This is a genomic window from Hyphomicrobium sp. B1 (genome assembly GCF_049532635.1).
GTDB lineage: Bacteria > Pseudomonadota > Alphaproteobacteria > Rhizobiales > Hyphomicrobiaceae > Hyphomicrobium_B.
In genome coordinates this window covers 2,686,629-2,700,240 of record NZ_CP134871.1, presented here as the reverse complement: position 1 = coordinate 2,700,240, position 13,612 = coordinate 2,686,629, and the positions used below count along the sequence as shown (strand labels likewise).

The window sequence follows — 13,612 nt, the reverse complement described above, 5'->3', positions numbered from 1 at the left end:
ATTTGGCCATTTGCGGCGCCGCTCGGCGCAAATTAATGAAAAGTAATTTTCGCCGGATTACTTTTCGCTGTCGTCAGGCGCCTGAGCTTCGGTCTGGCCGTCGGTCTCAGGCTCATCCGCCTCGTCGAGCGCGAGTTCTTCCTGCTCCTCCTCGTCGCCATCGTCGGTCAGTGGAAGTTCGTCCGGCATCAGGGCGGCAACGTCGGTCGGCGACGGCACCGTGAAGCCGGGCGGCAGGTTGGCATCGAGCAGGCCCGATGCCTTGAGATCGGCAAGACCCGGTAGATCCTTGATGCTGTCCATGCCGAAGTGGACCAGGAATTCCTCGGTCGTTCCATAAGTCAGCGGACGGCCAGGAGCGCGACGGCGGCCACGCGGGCGAATCCAGCCCGTCTCCATTAGGACGTCCAGCGTTCCGGGCGACGTTGAGACGCCGCGGATTTCCTCGATCTCGGCGCGCGTTACCGGCTGGTGGTAGGCGACGATCGCCAGCGTTTCGAGGGCGGCCCTGGAAAGCTTGCGCTCATCCTTCTGCTGGCGTTCGAGCAGAAAGGAAAGGTCATCCGCCGTGCGGAACTGCCAGCGCCCGGCGACGCGCACAAGATTGACGCCGCGATCGCAGTATTCGGCCTGCAATTCGGTCAGCAGCGCGTTGACGTCGTCATCACCATCGAGGCCACGCAGGAGTGCTTTGACATCGAGAGGTTCGGAAGCTGCAAACAGCATGGCTTCGAGATGGCGAAGCTTTTCGCGATTGCGGCTTTGTACCTCCGGCGCGTCCACCTTCTCCGGATCGCTCAAAGCGGCAGGCGGAGCGTCAGCGCGCGTCTCTGACGAGGCGCCGCTTGCGGGCGTTTCTTTCTTCTCGCGAGTATTGTCCGACACCAATGTCAGTCTCGGCGGAACCATGGCTTTATCAGCCCCCTTATAACGATCTTTGCGGCGCAATTAGCCGATCTTTTCCCACTGAGCGCCTTCCTCGCGCTTGCGCATGTAAATCGGCGCGAACGGCTCGTCCTGGCGAAGCTCGATTAACCCTTCTCGGGCCATTTCCAGCGTCGCGCCGAAGGAACTTGCAAGCGCGGAGCGCTCTTCCTCGTTCTTCGGCAGGTATTGCTCCAGGAAGAGATCGAGCTGCGCCCAGTGGCCCTCGGTTGCACCGACCAGCTTTTCGAGCCTTAGGCGCGCTTCCTTGATCGACCATACGCGGCGCGCCTTCACCACGTGAACGACGCGAATGGTGCGCTTTCGCTGGTCGGAATACGCCTTCAGTAAATCATAGACGGCGGCCGTGTAGGTCGTATCGCGCGTGACCTTGATGTGCTCAGGCAGCCCGCGCGCAAAGACATCACGATCGAGCCGGCGGCGCGTCATCAGGACGGCGGCCTTGTCGCGCATAGCGTTGAGGCGCATGAGACGGAAAGACAGCTTCTGCGCCAGCTCTTCAGCGGTCGCCGTATCGGCGCTGTCTTTTTCCTTGGGCAGCAGCAGACGCGATTTGAGGTAGGCGAGCCATGCCGCCATGACGAGATAATCGGCCGCAATTTCGAGCCTCAGGCGCTGCGCCTCGGCGATGAAGCCAAGATATTGCTCGACCAGCGCCAGGATCGAAACCTTCGCGAGGTCGACCTTTTGCGTCCGTGCCAGGGCGAGCAACAGATCGAGCGGGCCTTCAAAACCGTCGATATCGACGACGAAGGCTTCGCCTGCAGCCGGCATGTCATCCAGGCTGGAAGCCTCCCATTCGGGAGCCTCTCCTTCGCCCTCGGCTGCCATCTCGTCCATTGGATCTCGGTTTCGTTGTCGCAGCAAAGCGCCTGCGGCCAATCACTGGCGCACCGCCGGACACTACACTGATTCAAACGGTCGGAGTCTGCTCGTCCAGGAGTGCGGCCAAGAGTTGCAGAGCCCGCTCTTTATCGTAAGGCTCCGGGGGCGTGACGCAAGCGCAGGCTGCGGCAAATCTTTCGGCGGCGCGGCCCGAAAGCTTCGGTACGCCCTCAGCGGCTGCGCGCATTTCGTCGATGTCGCCGTTGCAGTGAAGGGCTAGATCTGAGCCCGCTGCGATCACAGCTTCGGCCCGAGCCCGCATGGGTCCGCTCAGCGCCTGCATGCTCAGATCGTCGCTCATCAGCAGGTTGTCGAACCCGATCTCGCCGCGGATGACATCACGCGTGACGATAGCCGACGTACTGGCGGGATTTTCGGCGTCGATATCGGCATAGACGACGTGGGCGGTCATCGCGGCCGGCAGCGCGGCCAGCGCCTTGAAGGGGGCAAAGTCGGTCGCCGACAACGTCTTGTGCGAGGTCATGACGACGGGCAGCGCCAGATGGCTATCCGCAGTCGCACGGCCGTGGCCTGGGATGTGTTTCACGACCGGCACGACACCGCCCGCCAGATAACCGTCGGCAACCGCCTGCGCCAGCCCCACGACCTGGGAGACGCCTCGGCCATACGCACGGTCGCTGATGATCTCGTGGGCGCCTTCGACGGGCAGGTCGGCGACCGGTGCGCAGTTCATCGTGACGCCGAAGGCGCGAAGCTCTTCCGCGGTCAAGCGTGCAACCGCGAAGGCGGCTTCTTTCCCCTCCTCTGGGTCTTCTGCAAACAAATCTGCGAAGGCCGCAGCGGGCGGCAGCGCGCGTGCGATCGGCGGCCTGAGGCGTTGAACGCGACCACCTTCCTGATCGATCAAAACGAGGAAATCATCGCTACCGACCGCGTTTCTTGTTTCGTCGATCAGGCGCGCGATCTGCCCCCGGTCGAAGACGTTGCGGCGGAACAGGATCACACCGGCAGGCTGGACGTCGCGATAGAAGCGCCGCTCGTCATCGGTGAGTGTGACACCAGAAAGACCGGCGATCAGACTTGCCGTCATTGCAAGTTGGCCCTCCAAGGCCGTTCGGAACAAAGCCAGCAGACGAAACGCAACCGGCCGGCGCGATGGCACCAGCCGGGCGGATATTCGGTGCGGCAGAAGATCAGTACGACGTTACCCAGCAGCCTTGATAGCCTTCAGCTTTCAGCTGCACGCAAACGTTGCTGGCCTGCTCGCGCGAGCCCGGCGGCCCGACTACGAGACGATCATAAACGCCCTTCGACAAATTTGCAGAAGCAATGTCTGGTGTTTTACCGGCGAGCGCCGTCGAATATTTCTGCTGCATATCCGCAAATCGCTTCAAAGCATCGATGCGGCTCGAAGACGAGTGCGGGATCGAGGCGAGAACTGCCACGAAGCCGGTACCGCTATGCGTCGTCACGGGCGGCGCATCGCTGTTCGCATCTGTTTCGACCGTCGGCTCAGCGCGCGCGACCTTCTTATATTTCTTCTTCGGCGGCGCCTGCGCACTGTCGCTGGTCGGCGAATTGATCGTCGTAATCTTGACCGGCTTTGATTTCTGCGGCGGAGCGGCGTCATCGGGTTCGGACGGCGCGTCATTTGCGGCGGGCGGCGGAGACGGAGCGGCTGCTGCCTGCTGCTGTTGCTGGCCGAAGACATCCACGAGGGCGGTACCGGGCACGGCAGTTCCGCCTTGCTGTGGCGGCGCCGCTAGATCTTGGGTCGGCGTCGCAGGCGCCATGATGCTGCCGTCGCGGCCTACGACCAGTGTCGAAACCTTCCGCGGGCCGTCCTGGTCTTGCGACGTGCCGCCATCGGACGAACCGTTTGCGGCCTCGGCTGATGCCGACGAGGTGCCGTCGCCGAGGCGGCCCATGATCTTGGTATCGGAATACGGGAACTGCTTGCCGCCGGCGTCCGCCGGTTTGGTCTTTGCGGCATAATCATCGCTCTTGATCACCGGCGGCTCGCCTTCGGGATGGCTCCCGCCGGTCAATTTTTTGTAGCCGTAGGCGACGCCGCCGCCGATCACGATGGCGCCGACCAAAGCCGCGAGAATCAACATGGGGCGGCGACTGCGCGGCGCGACCTCCTCGTCCTCGTATTCGTACTCTTCGTCGCTATAGACGGGCTCCAGCTCGCCGCCCTCGGCCTGGGCGAAACCGAGCTGCGGGTCACCATGCTGTTGCTGCTGATAGGGATCGTGACCGAACGAATCATGCGGCCCGGCCCAGTCGGCGGCGCTCAGCTCGTTCTCGTGATACTGCTGCTGGCCGAACGTCGGCGCGGAATGGGCGGGCTGTTGCGCCGGATAGGACGGCTGCTGCGGCGTGCCGAAACCGCCCGGATCGAAGCCGCGCGGCTCCGGCTCGCGGGCGGGCCACTGCGGGGCGCGGGTCTGCGGCGGCTGCGTGCCGTAATCCGACGTTTGCTGCGGCTGGGTGAAGCTTGGCGCCGACTGCGGCTGACGCTGTTGCGGCGGCGGGGTGTAATTGGGCCGTGACGGCGGAACGTAAGGCTCGAACTGCGGCGCATAAGGGTCGTGCTGGCCGCCGTTATCCTGTGGATAGCCGCCGTATCCGGTCTGTGACCCGGACTGTGTGCCACCACGCTGCGGCTCGCTCCACTGGCCGTAATCCGGCTGCTGAGGCGCGGGCTGGCGGCCACCGAACCCCTGCTGACCGTAATCAGGGTAATTCTGTGCCGGCTGCTGCTGCGGTGGCCACGCATTCGCCTGCTGTGGCTGCTGCTGAGGCCGGCCGACCGGCTGCGCCTGCGGATTGACCCAGGATGGCTGGGAATTGCTCGTCTGCGTTGTGGGGCGGGCAAGCGGCCTGCCGGAATTCTGCCCGGGAAATGCGTTCTGCGAGGACATCGCGGAAACCCCCTTAGAGTGGGGCGCAAGCAGTGGTTGCGCCTAATCGTCGAGTCGAGACTTTAACGCATTGCGTCGGGCGCCTCGACGCCTAGGATCCCAAGCCCCGATTTTATCACCGTCTTTGTCGCGGAAATCAGCGCGAGTCTGGCTGAAGTCGCAACCCCGTCATTTGCCTGAATAAATCGTAAATGTGGCGAATCGTTGCCTCTCGTCCATTGGGTGTGGAGAGCGCTCGCGAGATCATAGAGGTAGAACGCGATCCGATGCGGCTCGTGCGCGGCCGCGGCACCCTCGATCAGGCGTGGGAAACCGGCAAGGCGTTTGACGAGATCAATTTCGCCCGCATCCGTCAGGATCGAGAGATCAGCGTTCTGAAGCGCTTGGGTCGACACGTCTATGCCGGCGACCTGCTCGGCTGCGTTCCGCAAGACGCTGGCGGCCCGGGCGTGAGCATACTGCACGTAGAAGACGGGGTTGTCCTTTGACTGCTCGGTGACCTTGGCGAAGTCGAAGTCGAGCGTTTCCTGGTTCTTGCGGTAAAGCATCATGTAGCGGACCGGATCGCGGCCCACTTCGTCCACCACATCGCGAAGGGTCACGAAGGTGCCTGCCCGCTTCGACATCTTGTAGGGCTCGCCGCCTTTGAACAGGCGAACGAGATTGACGACCTTGATATCGAGGTCGGCTTCGCCGTCAGATAGTGCGGCGACCGCGGCTTTCATCCTCGGGATGTAGCCGACGTGATCGGCGCCGAAAACATTGATCAGATGGCGGAAGCCACGCTGCAGCTTGTCGTAATGATAGGCGACGTCGCCCGCGAAGTAGGTGTAGCTGCCGTCGGACTTTTGCAGCGCCCGGTCTTCGTCGTCGCCATAGGCGGTCGATTTGAACAGCGTCTGGACGCGGTCTTCCCACTCATCGTCGTCGTGGCCCTTCGGCTTTTCGAGCGTGCCTTCGTAGATGAGGCCCTTGGCCCGCAGGACCTCGATGGCGGCCTTGACCTGGTCGCGGCCGTTCGACGTGAGCGAGGCTTCGGAGAAGAAGACTCCATGGCGGATGTTGAGCGCGGCGAGATCATCCTTAATCATCTCCATCATTTTGGAGATCGCGAAGGAGCGCACGAGCGGAAGCCAGCGTTCTTCGGGCATATTGAGAAGCCACGGACCATGCTCGGCGGCGAGCGCAGCTCCGACCGGCTTCAGGTATTCGCCGGGGTAGAGACCTTCCGGAATGGCGCCGATGTCTTCGCCCAGCGCTTCGCGGTAGCGCAGGAAAGCCGAGCGTGCGAGCACGTTCACCTGCCCGCCCGCATCGTTGATGTAATATTCACGCGTAACGTCGAAACCAGCAAAGACGAGAAGGTTGGCCAACGCGTCGCCAAACACGGCGCCGCGGCAATGACCGACATGCATCGGTCCGGTCGGATTGGCGGACACGTATTCGACATTGAGCTTGCCGCCTTGGCTGGCGCTGCCTGAACCGTAGCGCTGGCCGGACTTCAAAATCGTGCGGACGAGCTGCTGCCAGACTTCCGGCTTGAACGTGATGTTGAGGAAGCCCGGACCGGCGACTTCGACCTTCTCGACGTCCGGCGCGGTTTTGAGCTTTGCCTTTAATGCCTCGGCGATATCGCGCGGCTTCATCTTAGCGGGCTTCGCCAGCATCATCGCGGCGTTAACGGCGACGTCGCCATGGCTCGCATCGCGGGGCGGTTCGGCGTCGAAGGATGGAAGCGGAAGATCCGCAGGCAGAACGCCCTCTGATTTCAGAGCTTCGAGCGCGGTCGTTACGCGGGCGGCGACTTCGGCAAAAACGTTCATGAAAGGCCTTTTTGATGCGCGCTGGCAACGCCCCTCCGGGGAGCCGGCCGCCAGCGCGGAAATGGGGCTTCGCGCCTAGCCCAGTTCCGGGGTGACGTCAAATAGGCGGCGGTGTTCGGCAAGCGCGTATCGGTCGGTCTGTCCGGCCAGGAAGTCGCATGCCAGGCGCGCGCGCTGCCGCTCATCGAGGCCGGGAAGCGCTTCGCGCCAGCCTGTGGGAAGCGTTTCGGCGTCGGCGTGATATTTCTCGAAGAGGTCACGGACGACCTTCTCCGCCTGCTTCATGACGCCCAAAACGCGCCCGTGGTGGTAGACGGCTTGGAACAGGAAGCTCTTGAGACGGCCGAGATCGGCAGCCATGCCGGCGGAGAACGCGACCGCAGCTCGGCCTGCGGCGCGAATGTCGTCCGGGCTGTTGGGAGCAATGGCCGCGAGACGGCAGCGGCTTTCAGTGACGATGTCGGCGACCATGACGGTGATCATGCGGCGCGTCACCTCGTAGATGGCCCGGCTCGGTTCGGCACCGTGCGCGACGGCCTGAACATCTCGCGCAATCGGCCCGGCCACCGGCACGTCGAACAGCATGTCGAACGTAATCAATCCGGCACGCAGACCGTCATCGACGTCATGCGAGAGATAAGCGACATCGTCGGCGAGACTTGCAACCTGCGCTTCGGCGGACGGCCACGCATCGAGGTGCAACGATTTCCAAGCCTCAATGTGGCGCACGACCTTCGCAACCGCGCTATCGGCCTTCGACAGCGGTCCGTTATGCTTGGCGAGACCTTCGAGCGTTTCCCAGGTGAGGTTCAGGCCGTCGAAGGCCAGATACTTGCGTTCAAGCGTCGTCACGATACGCAGCGATTGGGCGTTGTGGTCGAAACCACCGTAGGCTTCCATAGCGTCGTCGAGTGCGCGTTCACCCGCATGCCCGAATGGAGAATGCCCGAGGTCATGCGCCAGCGCGATCGTCTCGGCCAGGTCTTCATCGAGACGAAGCTGGCGGGCAACGGTGCGGGCGATCTGCGCGACCTCCAGCGAGTGGGTCAGCCGGGTGCGGAAATGGTCGCCTTCATGCGGCAGGAAGACTTGCGTCTTGTAGGTCAAACGCCGGAAGGCGGTCGCGTGCAAAATGCGGTCGCGGTCGCGCTGGAAGGGGCTGCGGGTCGGGCAATCCGATTCGGGAAAGTAGCGCCCCCGCGACGGCACAGCATTCGCGGCATAAGGCGCGGGCCTACGCTCTCCCGGCCGGAGGTTCTGCCCATAATCCAAAGGGTCCGGCAGCGATTTAGCCTGGGTTGCCATTATCCGCGAGCTTTAAGCATTTGACTTCGACTGCCGCCTTCCTATCTTTTGAGGGTTCCGGATGCCAGCTTTCTCGGCCGGCGATTGGGGCTTTTTAACCGCTCAAGATTTGATCGTACGATGACAATCACCGTCACAGACCGTGCCGCAAACCGCATCGCGGAAATCGTTGCCAACGAGGCCGCCGCGCCGGTGTTGCGCGTTTCGGTTGAAGGTGGCGGCTGCTCGGGCTTCCAATATAAGTTCGATCTTGTCGGTCACAAAGCCGACGACGATCTGGTGATCCAGCACAACGGCGCAACCGTGGTGATTGATCCGGTTTCCCAGCAATATATGGAAGGCGCCGAGATCGACTTCGTCGATGACCTGATCGGCGCATCGTTCAAGATCAACAATCCGGTTGCGACGGCCTCTTGCGGCTGCGGCACGAGCTTTTCGATCTGACCCTTCTCATTTAGCGCTATTTTCCTGGATGGCCGGGCCAAGCCCGGCCATGATGTATTCAAATTCAACGGACGTAGCGCACGCATGATCATCGCCACCTGGAACATCAACGGCGTCAAGGCGCGGCTCGAAGCGGCGCTGACCTATTTGCGCAACCACGCGCCCGACGTCGTCTGCCTGCAGGAGATCAAGTCCGTCGATGACGGCTTCCCAGCGCAAGCCTTTCAGGACATCGGCTACAACGTTGCGACGAACGGACAAAAGGGTTTTAACGGCGTCGCGATCCTGTCGAAGACCCCGCTTGAAGATGTGGTGCGCGGACTGCCGGGCGATGATAGCGACCAGCATTCGCGCTGGATCGAGGCATCGGTGGCGCTCGGGCCGAAAATGGTCCGCGTGGTGTCGCTCTACCTTCCGAACGGCAATCCCATCGGGACAGAGAAGTTTGCCTACAAGCTCGCCTGGATGAAACGCATGCAGGCACGCGCCAAAGCGCTGCTTGCCGAGGAAATGCCACTGATCCTTGCGGGTGATTTCAACGTCATTCCGGAGCCCGAAGACGCCAAGCGGCCGCAAGCGTGGGCGAACGACGCACTATTCCAGCCCGAGAGCCGGGCGGCATGGCGGGCGCTCGTCAATCTCGGTTTTACGGACGCGACGCGCGCGTGCCATCCGGGGCCGGGCATCTACACATTCTGGGATTATCAAGCGGGCGCATTCCAGAAGGACGACGGCATTCGCATCGATCACATGCTGCTTTCGAGCCAGGCCGCCGACCTGTTGCACTCCTCCGGCATCGACCGGGAAACGCGTGCGCAGGAAAAGCCGTCCGATCATGTGCCGGTGTGGGTAAAGCTCGCCGCTTGAGCATGGTCGATGGTCCTCGGGACAAGCCCGAGGATGACATTCGGAAAAAGCGATCAAGTCTGTTCGAGCTAGCGCGCAGTCTCTCCGTTCGGTGTCAGGCCGACGACGGGTGCCGGTGCCGGAGCAGCGACGGCGGCAGCCTCCGAAGCAGGCTGGATGCTGGCCGCGCCTGCTGGAATGAGCGAGCTGCGCCGGGGCTGCGGCGCCGTCGGCGTGCTGATCATCTGCGGTTGCGGAACAGGCTTTTTCGGATCGGTCGCTAAGACGCTCATTGGGCGGACGAGTTCGCCATTCGCGCAAGTCCGCACCGGCTCGACCGTTAGATCGTCCAAACCATCGCGGCTTTCCTGCAGATCCGGGCTGCGGCCATAGCGATTGTGCCACTCGGCGACGCGGCCTGTGGCCTGCTGGCGAACACCTTCACCGGCATTACAGAAAATGTTCTGGTAGATGTCTTCGATCCACACGCGCTCGCTTGGCGGTGCATTGGCCACCGCAACGTCGATCAGGTTCAACGCCGCCGCCTGGTTTTTCTGGACGAACTTTCCGCGCCACATCAAGTCGGCGAGGAACGCCTGAGCGCCAGGATGGCCGGCCTGCGAAAGCCGCGACAGCCAATGGCGGCCGTTCTCGATCTTGCTGGCCGGATCGTCGTAACCGGTGACGGTCATGTCCGGCCCCTCGCCGCGCAGATAAACCTTGGCGAGTTCGAATTGCGCGTCCTCGTCGTTGAAGGTCAGCGCGGCGCGCTGAAGATCGCGGTTGGCTTCCTCGACATCCGGCTGAATGCCCGCCGAGGGAATGCCATCGCGCAAATACATCGAAACCGCGGTCAGAGACTTGGCGGCGATTGGCGCCAGATCATCGTCGTCTGGGTCGACGTCTTGCAGTTCGTCTGCCAGCTCCTTGTAGAGATGGAAGGCCTTGCCATGATCTGTGTACGCGCCCTCGTTGTCGGCGTAGATGCGCGCCTCGTAAAAGTGGGCGATCTGAGGCTTGGTGGCTTCCAAGGCTTCCAGCGCCGGGAGCGCCAATTCGTAATAGCCGCCGTTGAACGCCGAAATGCCTTGCTTCATCGCGTCGTCGGACGAGCGGAATACCACGGTTCCCGCCATCGCCGTGCCCAACATCAGAATGGACGCAACGCTTCCTGCAACTGCAAGCTTAAATATCCGCATAGCAGTGAACTTCCGCCTTTCCTCCCGCATGGGTTACGGCGCCGAATCTGGCCGGTCCCACTTGGTCCGCAAATTTTCTCAGTGCCCCTGACTGATACATGTTCGACGGCGCCTTCCATGCCTCGCGCCGTTTCTTCAGCTCTTCCTCTCCCACCTCAAGATCGAGCGTTCCTGCTTCGGCATCGATCACGATGACGTCGCCGTTGCGAATGAGTGCAATCGGTCCGCCGACAGCAGCTTCGGGACCGACGTGGCCAATGCAAAGTCCGCGTGTTGCGCCGGAGAAGCGTCCGTCGGTGATGAGTGCGACCTTGTCGCCCGCGCCCTGGCCATAGAGCGCCGCGGTTGTCGAGAGCATCTCGCGCATGCCGGGTCCGCCCTTGGGACCTTCATAGCGGATGATGATCACGTCGCCGTCCTTGTACTTGCGGTCATCGACGGCCTGGAACGCATCTTCTTCGCAGTCAAAGCACAGCGCCGTGCCGCGAAACTTCAGCGTCTTGAGGCCGGCGACCTTCACGATTGCGCCGTCAGGCGCGAGCGAGCCTTTGAGGCCCACGACACCGCCCGTTTTCGAGATCGGATTGGAAACCGGAAAAACGACTTTTTGGTCGCGATTGAATTTCACGCTTTCGAGATTTTGCGCGAGTGTCTTCCCGGTCACGGTGAGGCAATCACCGTGCAATACACCGCCTTCGAGTAAAGCCTTCAAAATCTGCGGCACGCCGCCGATGTCGTAAACGTCTTTCGCGACGTATTTGCCACCGGGCTTCAGGTCGGCAATGTACGGCGTTTTCCGGAAAATCTCGGCGACGTCAAACAGATCGAAGTCGATGCCGACTTCGTTCGCCATGGCGGGCAAATGCAGCGCGCCGTTGGTCGAGCCGCCGGTCGCGGCTACGACAATTGCCGCATTCTCGAAAGCTTTGCGCGTGCAGATATCGCGCGGCCGGAGGCCATCGGCGACGAGGCGCATGACAGCCTTGCCGCTTTCTATGGCAAGCGCGTCGCGGCTTTGGTACGGCGCGGGCGCTCCGGCCGAACCGGGAAGCGCCAAGCCGATCGCTTCTGAAACGCAGGCCATCGTATTCGCGGTGAACTGGCCGCCGCACGAACCTGCCGATGGGCAGGCGACGCACTCAAGCTCATGAAGCTCGGCATCCGACATCTTGCCCGCGGAGTGCATGCCGACGCCTTCGAAAACATCGACAACGGTCACGTCGCGGCCCTTGAAGCGGCCCGGCAGAATCGAGCCGCCATAAATGAAAACGCTCGGCACATTGAGGCGTAGCATCGCCATCATCATGCCCGGCAGGCTCTTGTCGCAGCCTGCGACGCCGACGAGTGCGTCGTAGCAATGGCCGCGCATCGTGAGTTCGATCGAATCGGCGATGACCTCGCGCGAAACGAGGCTCGACTTCATACCCTGGTGGCCCATCGCGATGCCGTCGGTAACGGTGATGGTGCAGAATTCACGCGGCGTGCCGCCGCCTTCTGTCACCCCGATTTTCACCGACTGGGCTTGGCGCATCAACGAGATGTTGCAGGGCGCGGCTTCGTTCCAGCACGAGGCAACGCCGACGAACGGTCGGTGGATGTCCTCTTCCTTGAGGCCCATCGCATAGTAATAGGAACGGTGCGGCGCGCGCGACGGCCCTTCCGTCACGTGGCGGCTCGGCAGTTTCGATTTGTCGAACGTCTTTGCGTCCATTCATTCCTCTTCGGACATCTGCCGATGTCCGTTTCTCATCCGGCGATCGAAACGACGCCAGGATGCCAGTCGCGGAGCCGCTGTACAGGCACAGCGAACAAAAAAAACGCTGCCGCGTCGCCGGGACTAACGTCCAGCACGTGCGCGGTCATTGTGGCTCGAAAGTGGCGTAGCCCTTTCGGGAAGTTGCTTAACGGCAACATCGGTCATCGGACCGGCACTTCATGCTTAATGTTGCGTTGCCCGGCAGCCTGACGGTCTGCGAATTTTTGGTCGGGCTCCTGCGCATTTCGCCTAGGACTGAGTCCGCACAAAGGCTCGACTTTGTCACCGGCAAGACATTTCCTTCACCGATGACCGTGCTTACATGGCGGATCACCGCATCGAGAAACAGCGCCAAGCCCTATGTCGTCATCTGGCCGTTCCGCAGTGCCCCTCCCCGCCTCAAGCTATTGCCGGTTCACGCCGGGACGTGGACAGGCACCGATGGACGGCACCGCCTATCTTGGACTGAGGGGCGTCGAGGTCGATCTCGCCGACCGAAATCCACGGCGCATTTGGCACTATGCGGGGCTGAAGGTCGACGAGCCGATCAGGCCCAACGCCATCGACGTCTTGTTGACGTCGCGCGATGAACCGAATGCATCGCTGTTCGTGCAGGGTTCGGCGTTCGCGGCGGGTTTGCGCGAGCGCGCGCCGCATCTGTCCCAACGTGCGCGGCAACTGCGGCGGAAGCGGATCTGGATAGCGCTGCTTGCGCTTTTCGCCGGGCTCGTCGCGGCTGGCTTCGTGCTGAGCTGGAGCCCAGCCAAATGGATCGCAAAGACTTTGCCGCTCAGCTGGCGCGAACGGCTCGGCAATGCGGCACGCGACTCGATGACCGAAGGCTACAAGGAATGCGTCGATCCGGCGGGCGTCGCAGCGCTCAAGACGCTCAGTGAGCGCCTTTCCAAAGGCGTGCCTGCGGGAACGACGTTCGACATTCACGTTTACGACTGGCCGCTGATGAATGCGTTTGCGGTGGCGGGCGAGCAAATCGTTCTGACGAAAAGCCTGATCGACAAAGCGGGAAGCGCGGACGAAGTCGCAGGCGTTCTGGCGCACGAGATGGGACACGGCATCGAGACGGACCCAGAGGCGGCCCTCATTCGCGGTGTCGGCCTTGGCGCGGCGCTGCAGATCATGCTCGGAGGAACGGCGGGCGGCGGCCTCGCCAATGTCGGGCTGATGCTGGCTCAGCTTGGCTATTCACGCGGCGCCGAGCACAAAGCCGACATTCACGCACTGGAGCTTCTGAAGGCAGCGGGCATTTCTCAGACAGGGCTCGGCGATTTTTTCACGCGCGTCACGAAGATGGAAACGGAGGGCGGCAGCCCGACCGGCGCGGTATCGTGGCTGCGCACGCATCCGCTCCCGGCAGAACGCGTGCGGCTCGTTCGGGCGCAGGCGGCTTATCCGGCGACGCCTGCGCTCAATGCCACGCAATGGGAGGACCTGAAATCCATATGCCGGGTGACGCGCGATCCAAAAGAGGATGCTGACAAGAGCTGATTTCAGCCCGATGTT

The 13,612-nt window shown here is 62.4% G+C and carries 11 protein-coding genes; 3 read left to right on the top strand and 8 right to left on the bottom strand.

Annotation, left to right across the window (positions count from 1 at the left end):
* Positions 1-57 precede the first annotated feature (57 nt).
* The 6 genes from scpB to RLW55_RS12800 all read right to left on the bottom strand — a co-directional run bounded on the left by scpB (position 58) and on the right by RLW55_RS12800 (position 7,846).
* Complete coding sequence (gene scpB / locus RLW55_RS12825; RefSeq protein WP_423414404.1) at positions 58-909, bottom strand: SMC-Scp complex subunit ScpB; 852 nt, start codon at positions 907-909, stop codon at positions 58-60.
* A 39-nt stretch (positions 910-948) separates the two neighbouring features.
* On the bottom strand, positions 949-1,785 hold the full coding sequence (locus RLW55_RS12820; protein WP_409560443.1) for a segregation and condensation protein A: 837 nt from the start codon (positions 1,783-1,785) through the stop codon (positions 949-951).
* A gap of 73 nt (positions 1,786-1,858) precedes the next feature.
* Positions 1,859-2,881 carry a beta-N-acetylhexosaminidase gene (nagZ, locus tag RLW55_RS12815; RefSeq protein WP_423414403.1) on the bottom strand — a complete coding sequence of 341 codons (1,023 nt, stop codon included), beginning with the start codon at positions 2,879-2,881 and terminating at the stop codon, positions 1,859-1,861.
* Between the two features lie 103 nt (positions 2,882-2,984).
* Entirely contained in the window at positions 2,985-4,718 is a 1,734-nt protein-coding gene (locus RLW55_RS12810; RefSeq protein WP_423414402.1) for an SPOR domain-containing protein, read from the bottom strand.
* 62 nt (positions 4,719-4,780) lie between these two features.
* Positions 4,781-6,541, bottom strand: a complete 1,761-nt coding sequence (gene argS, locus RLW55_RS12805) for an arginine--tRNA ligase (RefSeq protein WP_423414401.1) — start codon at positions 6,539-6,541, stop codon at positions 4,781-4,783.
* 75 nt (positions 6,542-6,616) lie between these two features.
* On the bottom strand, positions 6,617-7,846 hold the full coding sequence (locus RLW55_RS12800; protein WP_423414400.1) for a deoxyguanosinetriphosphate triphosphohydrolase: 1,230 nt from the start codon (positions 7,844-7,846) through the stop codon (positions 6,617-6,619).
* A 120-nt stretch (positions 7,847-7,966) separates the two neighbouring features.
* Between RLW55_RS12800 and erpA the strand changes: the two genes are divergently transcribed.
* Complete coding sequence (gene erpA, locus RLW55_RS12795; protein WP_013948311.1) at positions 7,967-8,290, top strand: iron-sulfur cluster insertion protein ErpA; 324 nt, start codon at positions 7,967-7,969, stop codon at positions 8,288-8,290.
* An 84-nt stretch (positions 8,291-8,374) separates the two neighbouring features.
* Positions 8,375-9,157: an exodeoxyribonuclease III gene (xth, locus tag RLW55_RS12790; RefSeq protein WP_423414399.1), complete on the top strand. Its 783-nt coding sequence runs from the start codon at positions 8,375-8,377 to the stop codon at positions 9,155-9,157.
* A gap of 68 nt (positions 9,158-9,225) precedes the next feature.
* Here xth and RLW55_RS12785 read toward each other — a convergent pair whose 3' ends face one another.
* A complete protein-coding gene (locus RLW55_RS12785) occupies positions 9,226-10,335 on the bottom strand; it encodes a tetratricopeptide repeat protein (protein WP_423414398.1) in 1,110 nt (369 codons plus the stop codon).
* Positions 10,322-12,046: a dihydroxy-acid dehydratase gene (gene ilvD, locus RLW55_RS12780; protein WP_423414397.1), complete on the bottom strand. Its 1,725-nt coding sequence runs from the start codon at positions 12,044-12,046 to the stop codon at positions 10,322-10,324. The genes RLW55_RS12785 and ilvD overlap by 14 nt, the downstream gene beginning before the upstream one ends.
* 486 nt (positions 12,047-12,532) lie before the next feature.
* Here ilvD and RLW55_RS12775 point away from each other — a divergent pair, with 486 nt between their 5' ends.
* The gene (locus RLW55_RS12775) at positions 12,533-13,597 is read left to right on the top strand and encodes a M48 family metallopeptidase (protein ID WP_423414396.1); all 1,065 of its coding nucleotides are present in this window, start codon (positions 12,533-12,535) and stop codon (positions 13,595-13,597) included.
* The last annotated feature ends 15 nt before the right edge of the window (positions 13,598-13,612 follow it).

Bases quoted from the DNA above. Each gene is read 5' to 3' on its own strand.
- scpB (WP_423414404.1), bottom strand. From the start codon at position 909: ATGGTTCCGCCGAGACTGACATTGGTGTCGGACAATACTCGCGAGAAG.
- RLW55_RS12820 (WP_409560443.1), bottom strand. From the start codon at position 1,785: ATGGACGAGATGGCAGCCGAGGGCGAAGGAGAGGCTCCCGAATGGGAG.
- nagZ (WP_423414403.1), bottom strand. From the start codon at position 2,881: ATGACGGCAAGTCTGATCGCCGGTCTTTCTGGTGTCACACTCACCGAT.
- RLW55_RS12810 (WP_423414402.1), bottom strand. From the start codon at position 4,718: ATGTCCTCGCAGAACGCATTTCCCGGGCAGAATTCCGGCAGGCCGCTT.
- argS (WP_423414401.1), bottom strand. From the start codon at position 6,541: ATGAACGTTTTTGCCGAAGTCGCCGCCCGCGTAACGACCGCGCTCGAA.
- RLW55_RS12800 (WP_423414400.1), bottom strand. From the start codon at position 7,846: ATGGCAACCCAGGCTAAATCGCTGCCGGACCCTTTGGATTATGGGCAG.
- erpA (WP_013948311.1), top strand. From the start codon at position 7,967: ATGACAATCACCGTCACAGACCGTGCCGCAAACCGCATCGCGGAAATC.
- xth (WP_423414399.1), top strand. From the start codon at position 8,375: ATGATCATCGCCACCTGGAACATCAACGGCGTCAAGGCGCGGCTCGAA.
- RLW55_RS12785 (WP_423414398.1), bottom strand. From the start codon at position 10,335: ATGCGGATATTTAAGCTTGCAGTTGCAGGAAGCGTTGCGTCCATTCTG.
- ilvD (WP_423414397.1), bottom strand. From the start codon at position 12,046: ATGGACGCAAAGACGTTCGACAAATCGAAACTGCCGAGCCGCCACGTG.
- RLW55_RS12775 (WP_423414396.1), top strand. From the start codon at position 12,533: ATGGACGGCACCGCCTATCTTGGACTGAGGGGCGTCGAGGTCGATCTC.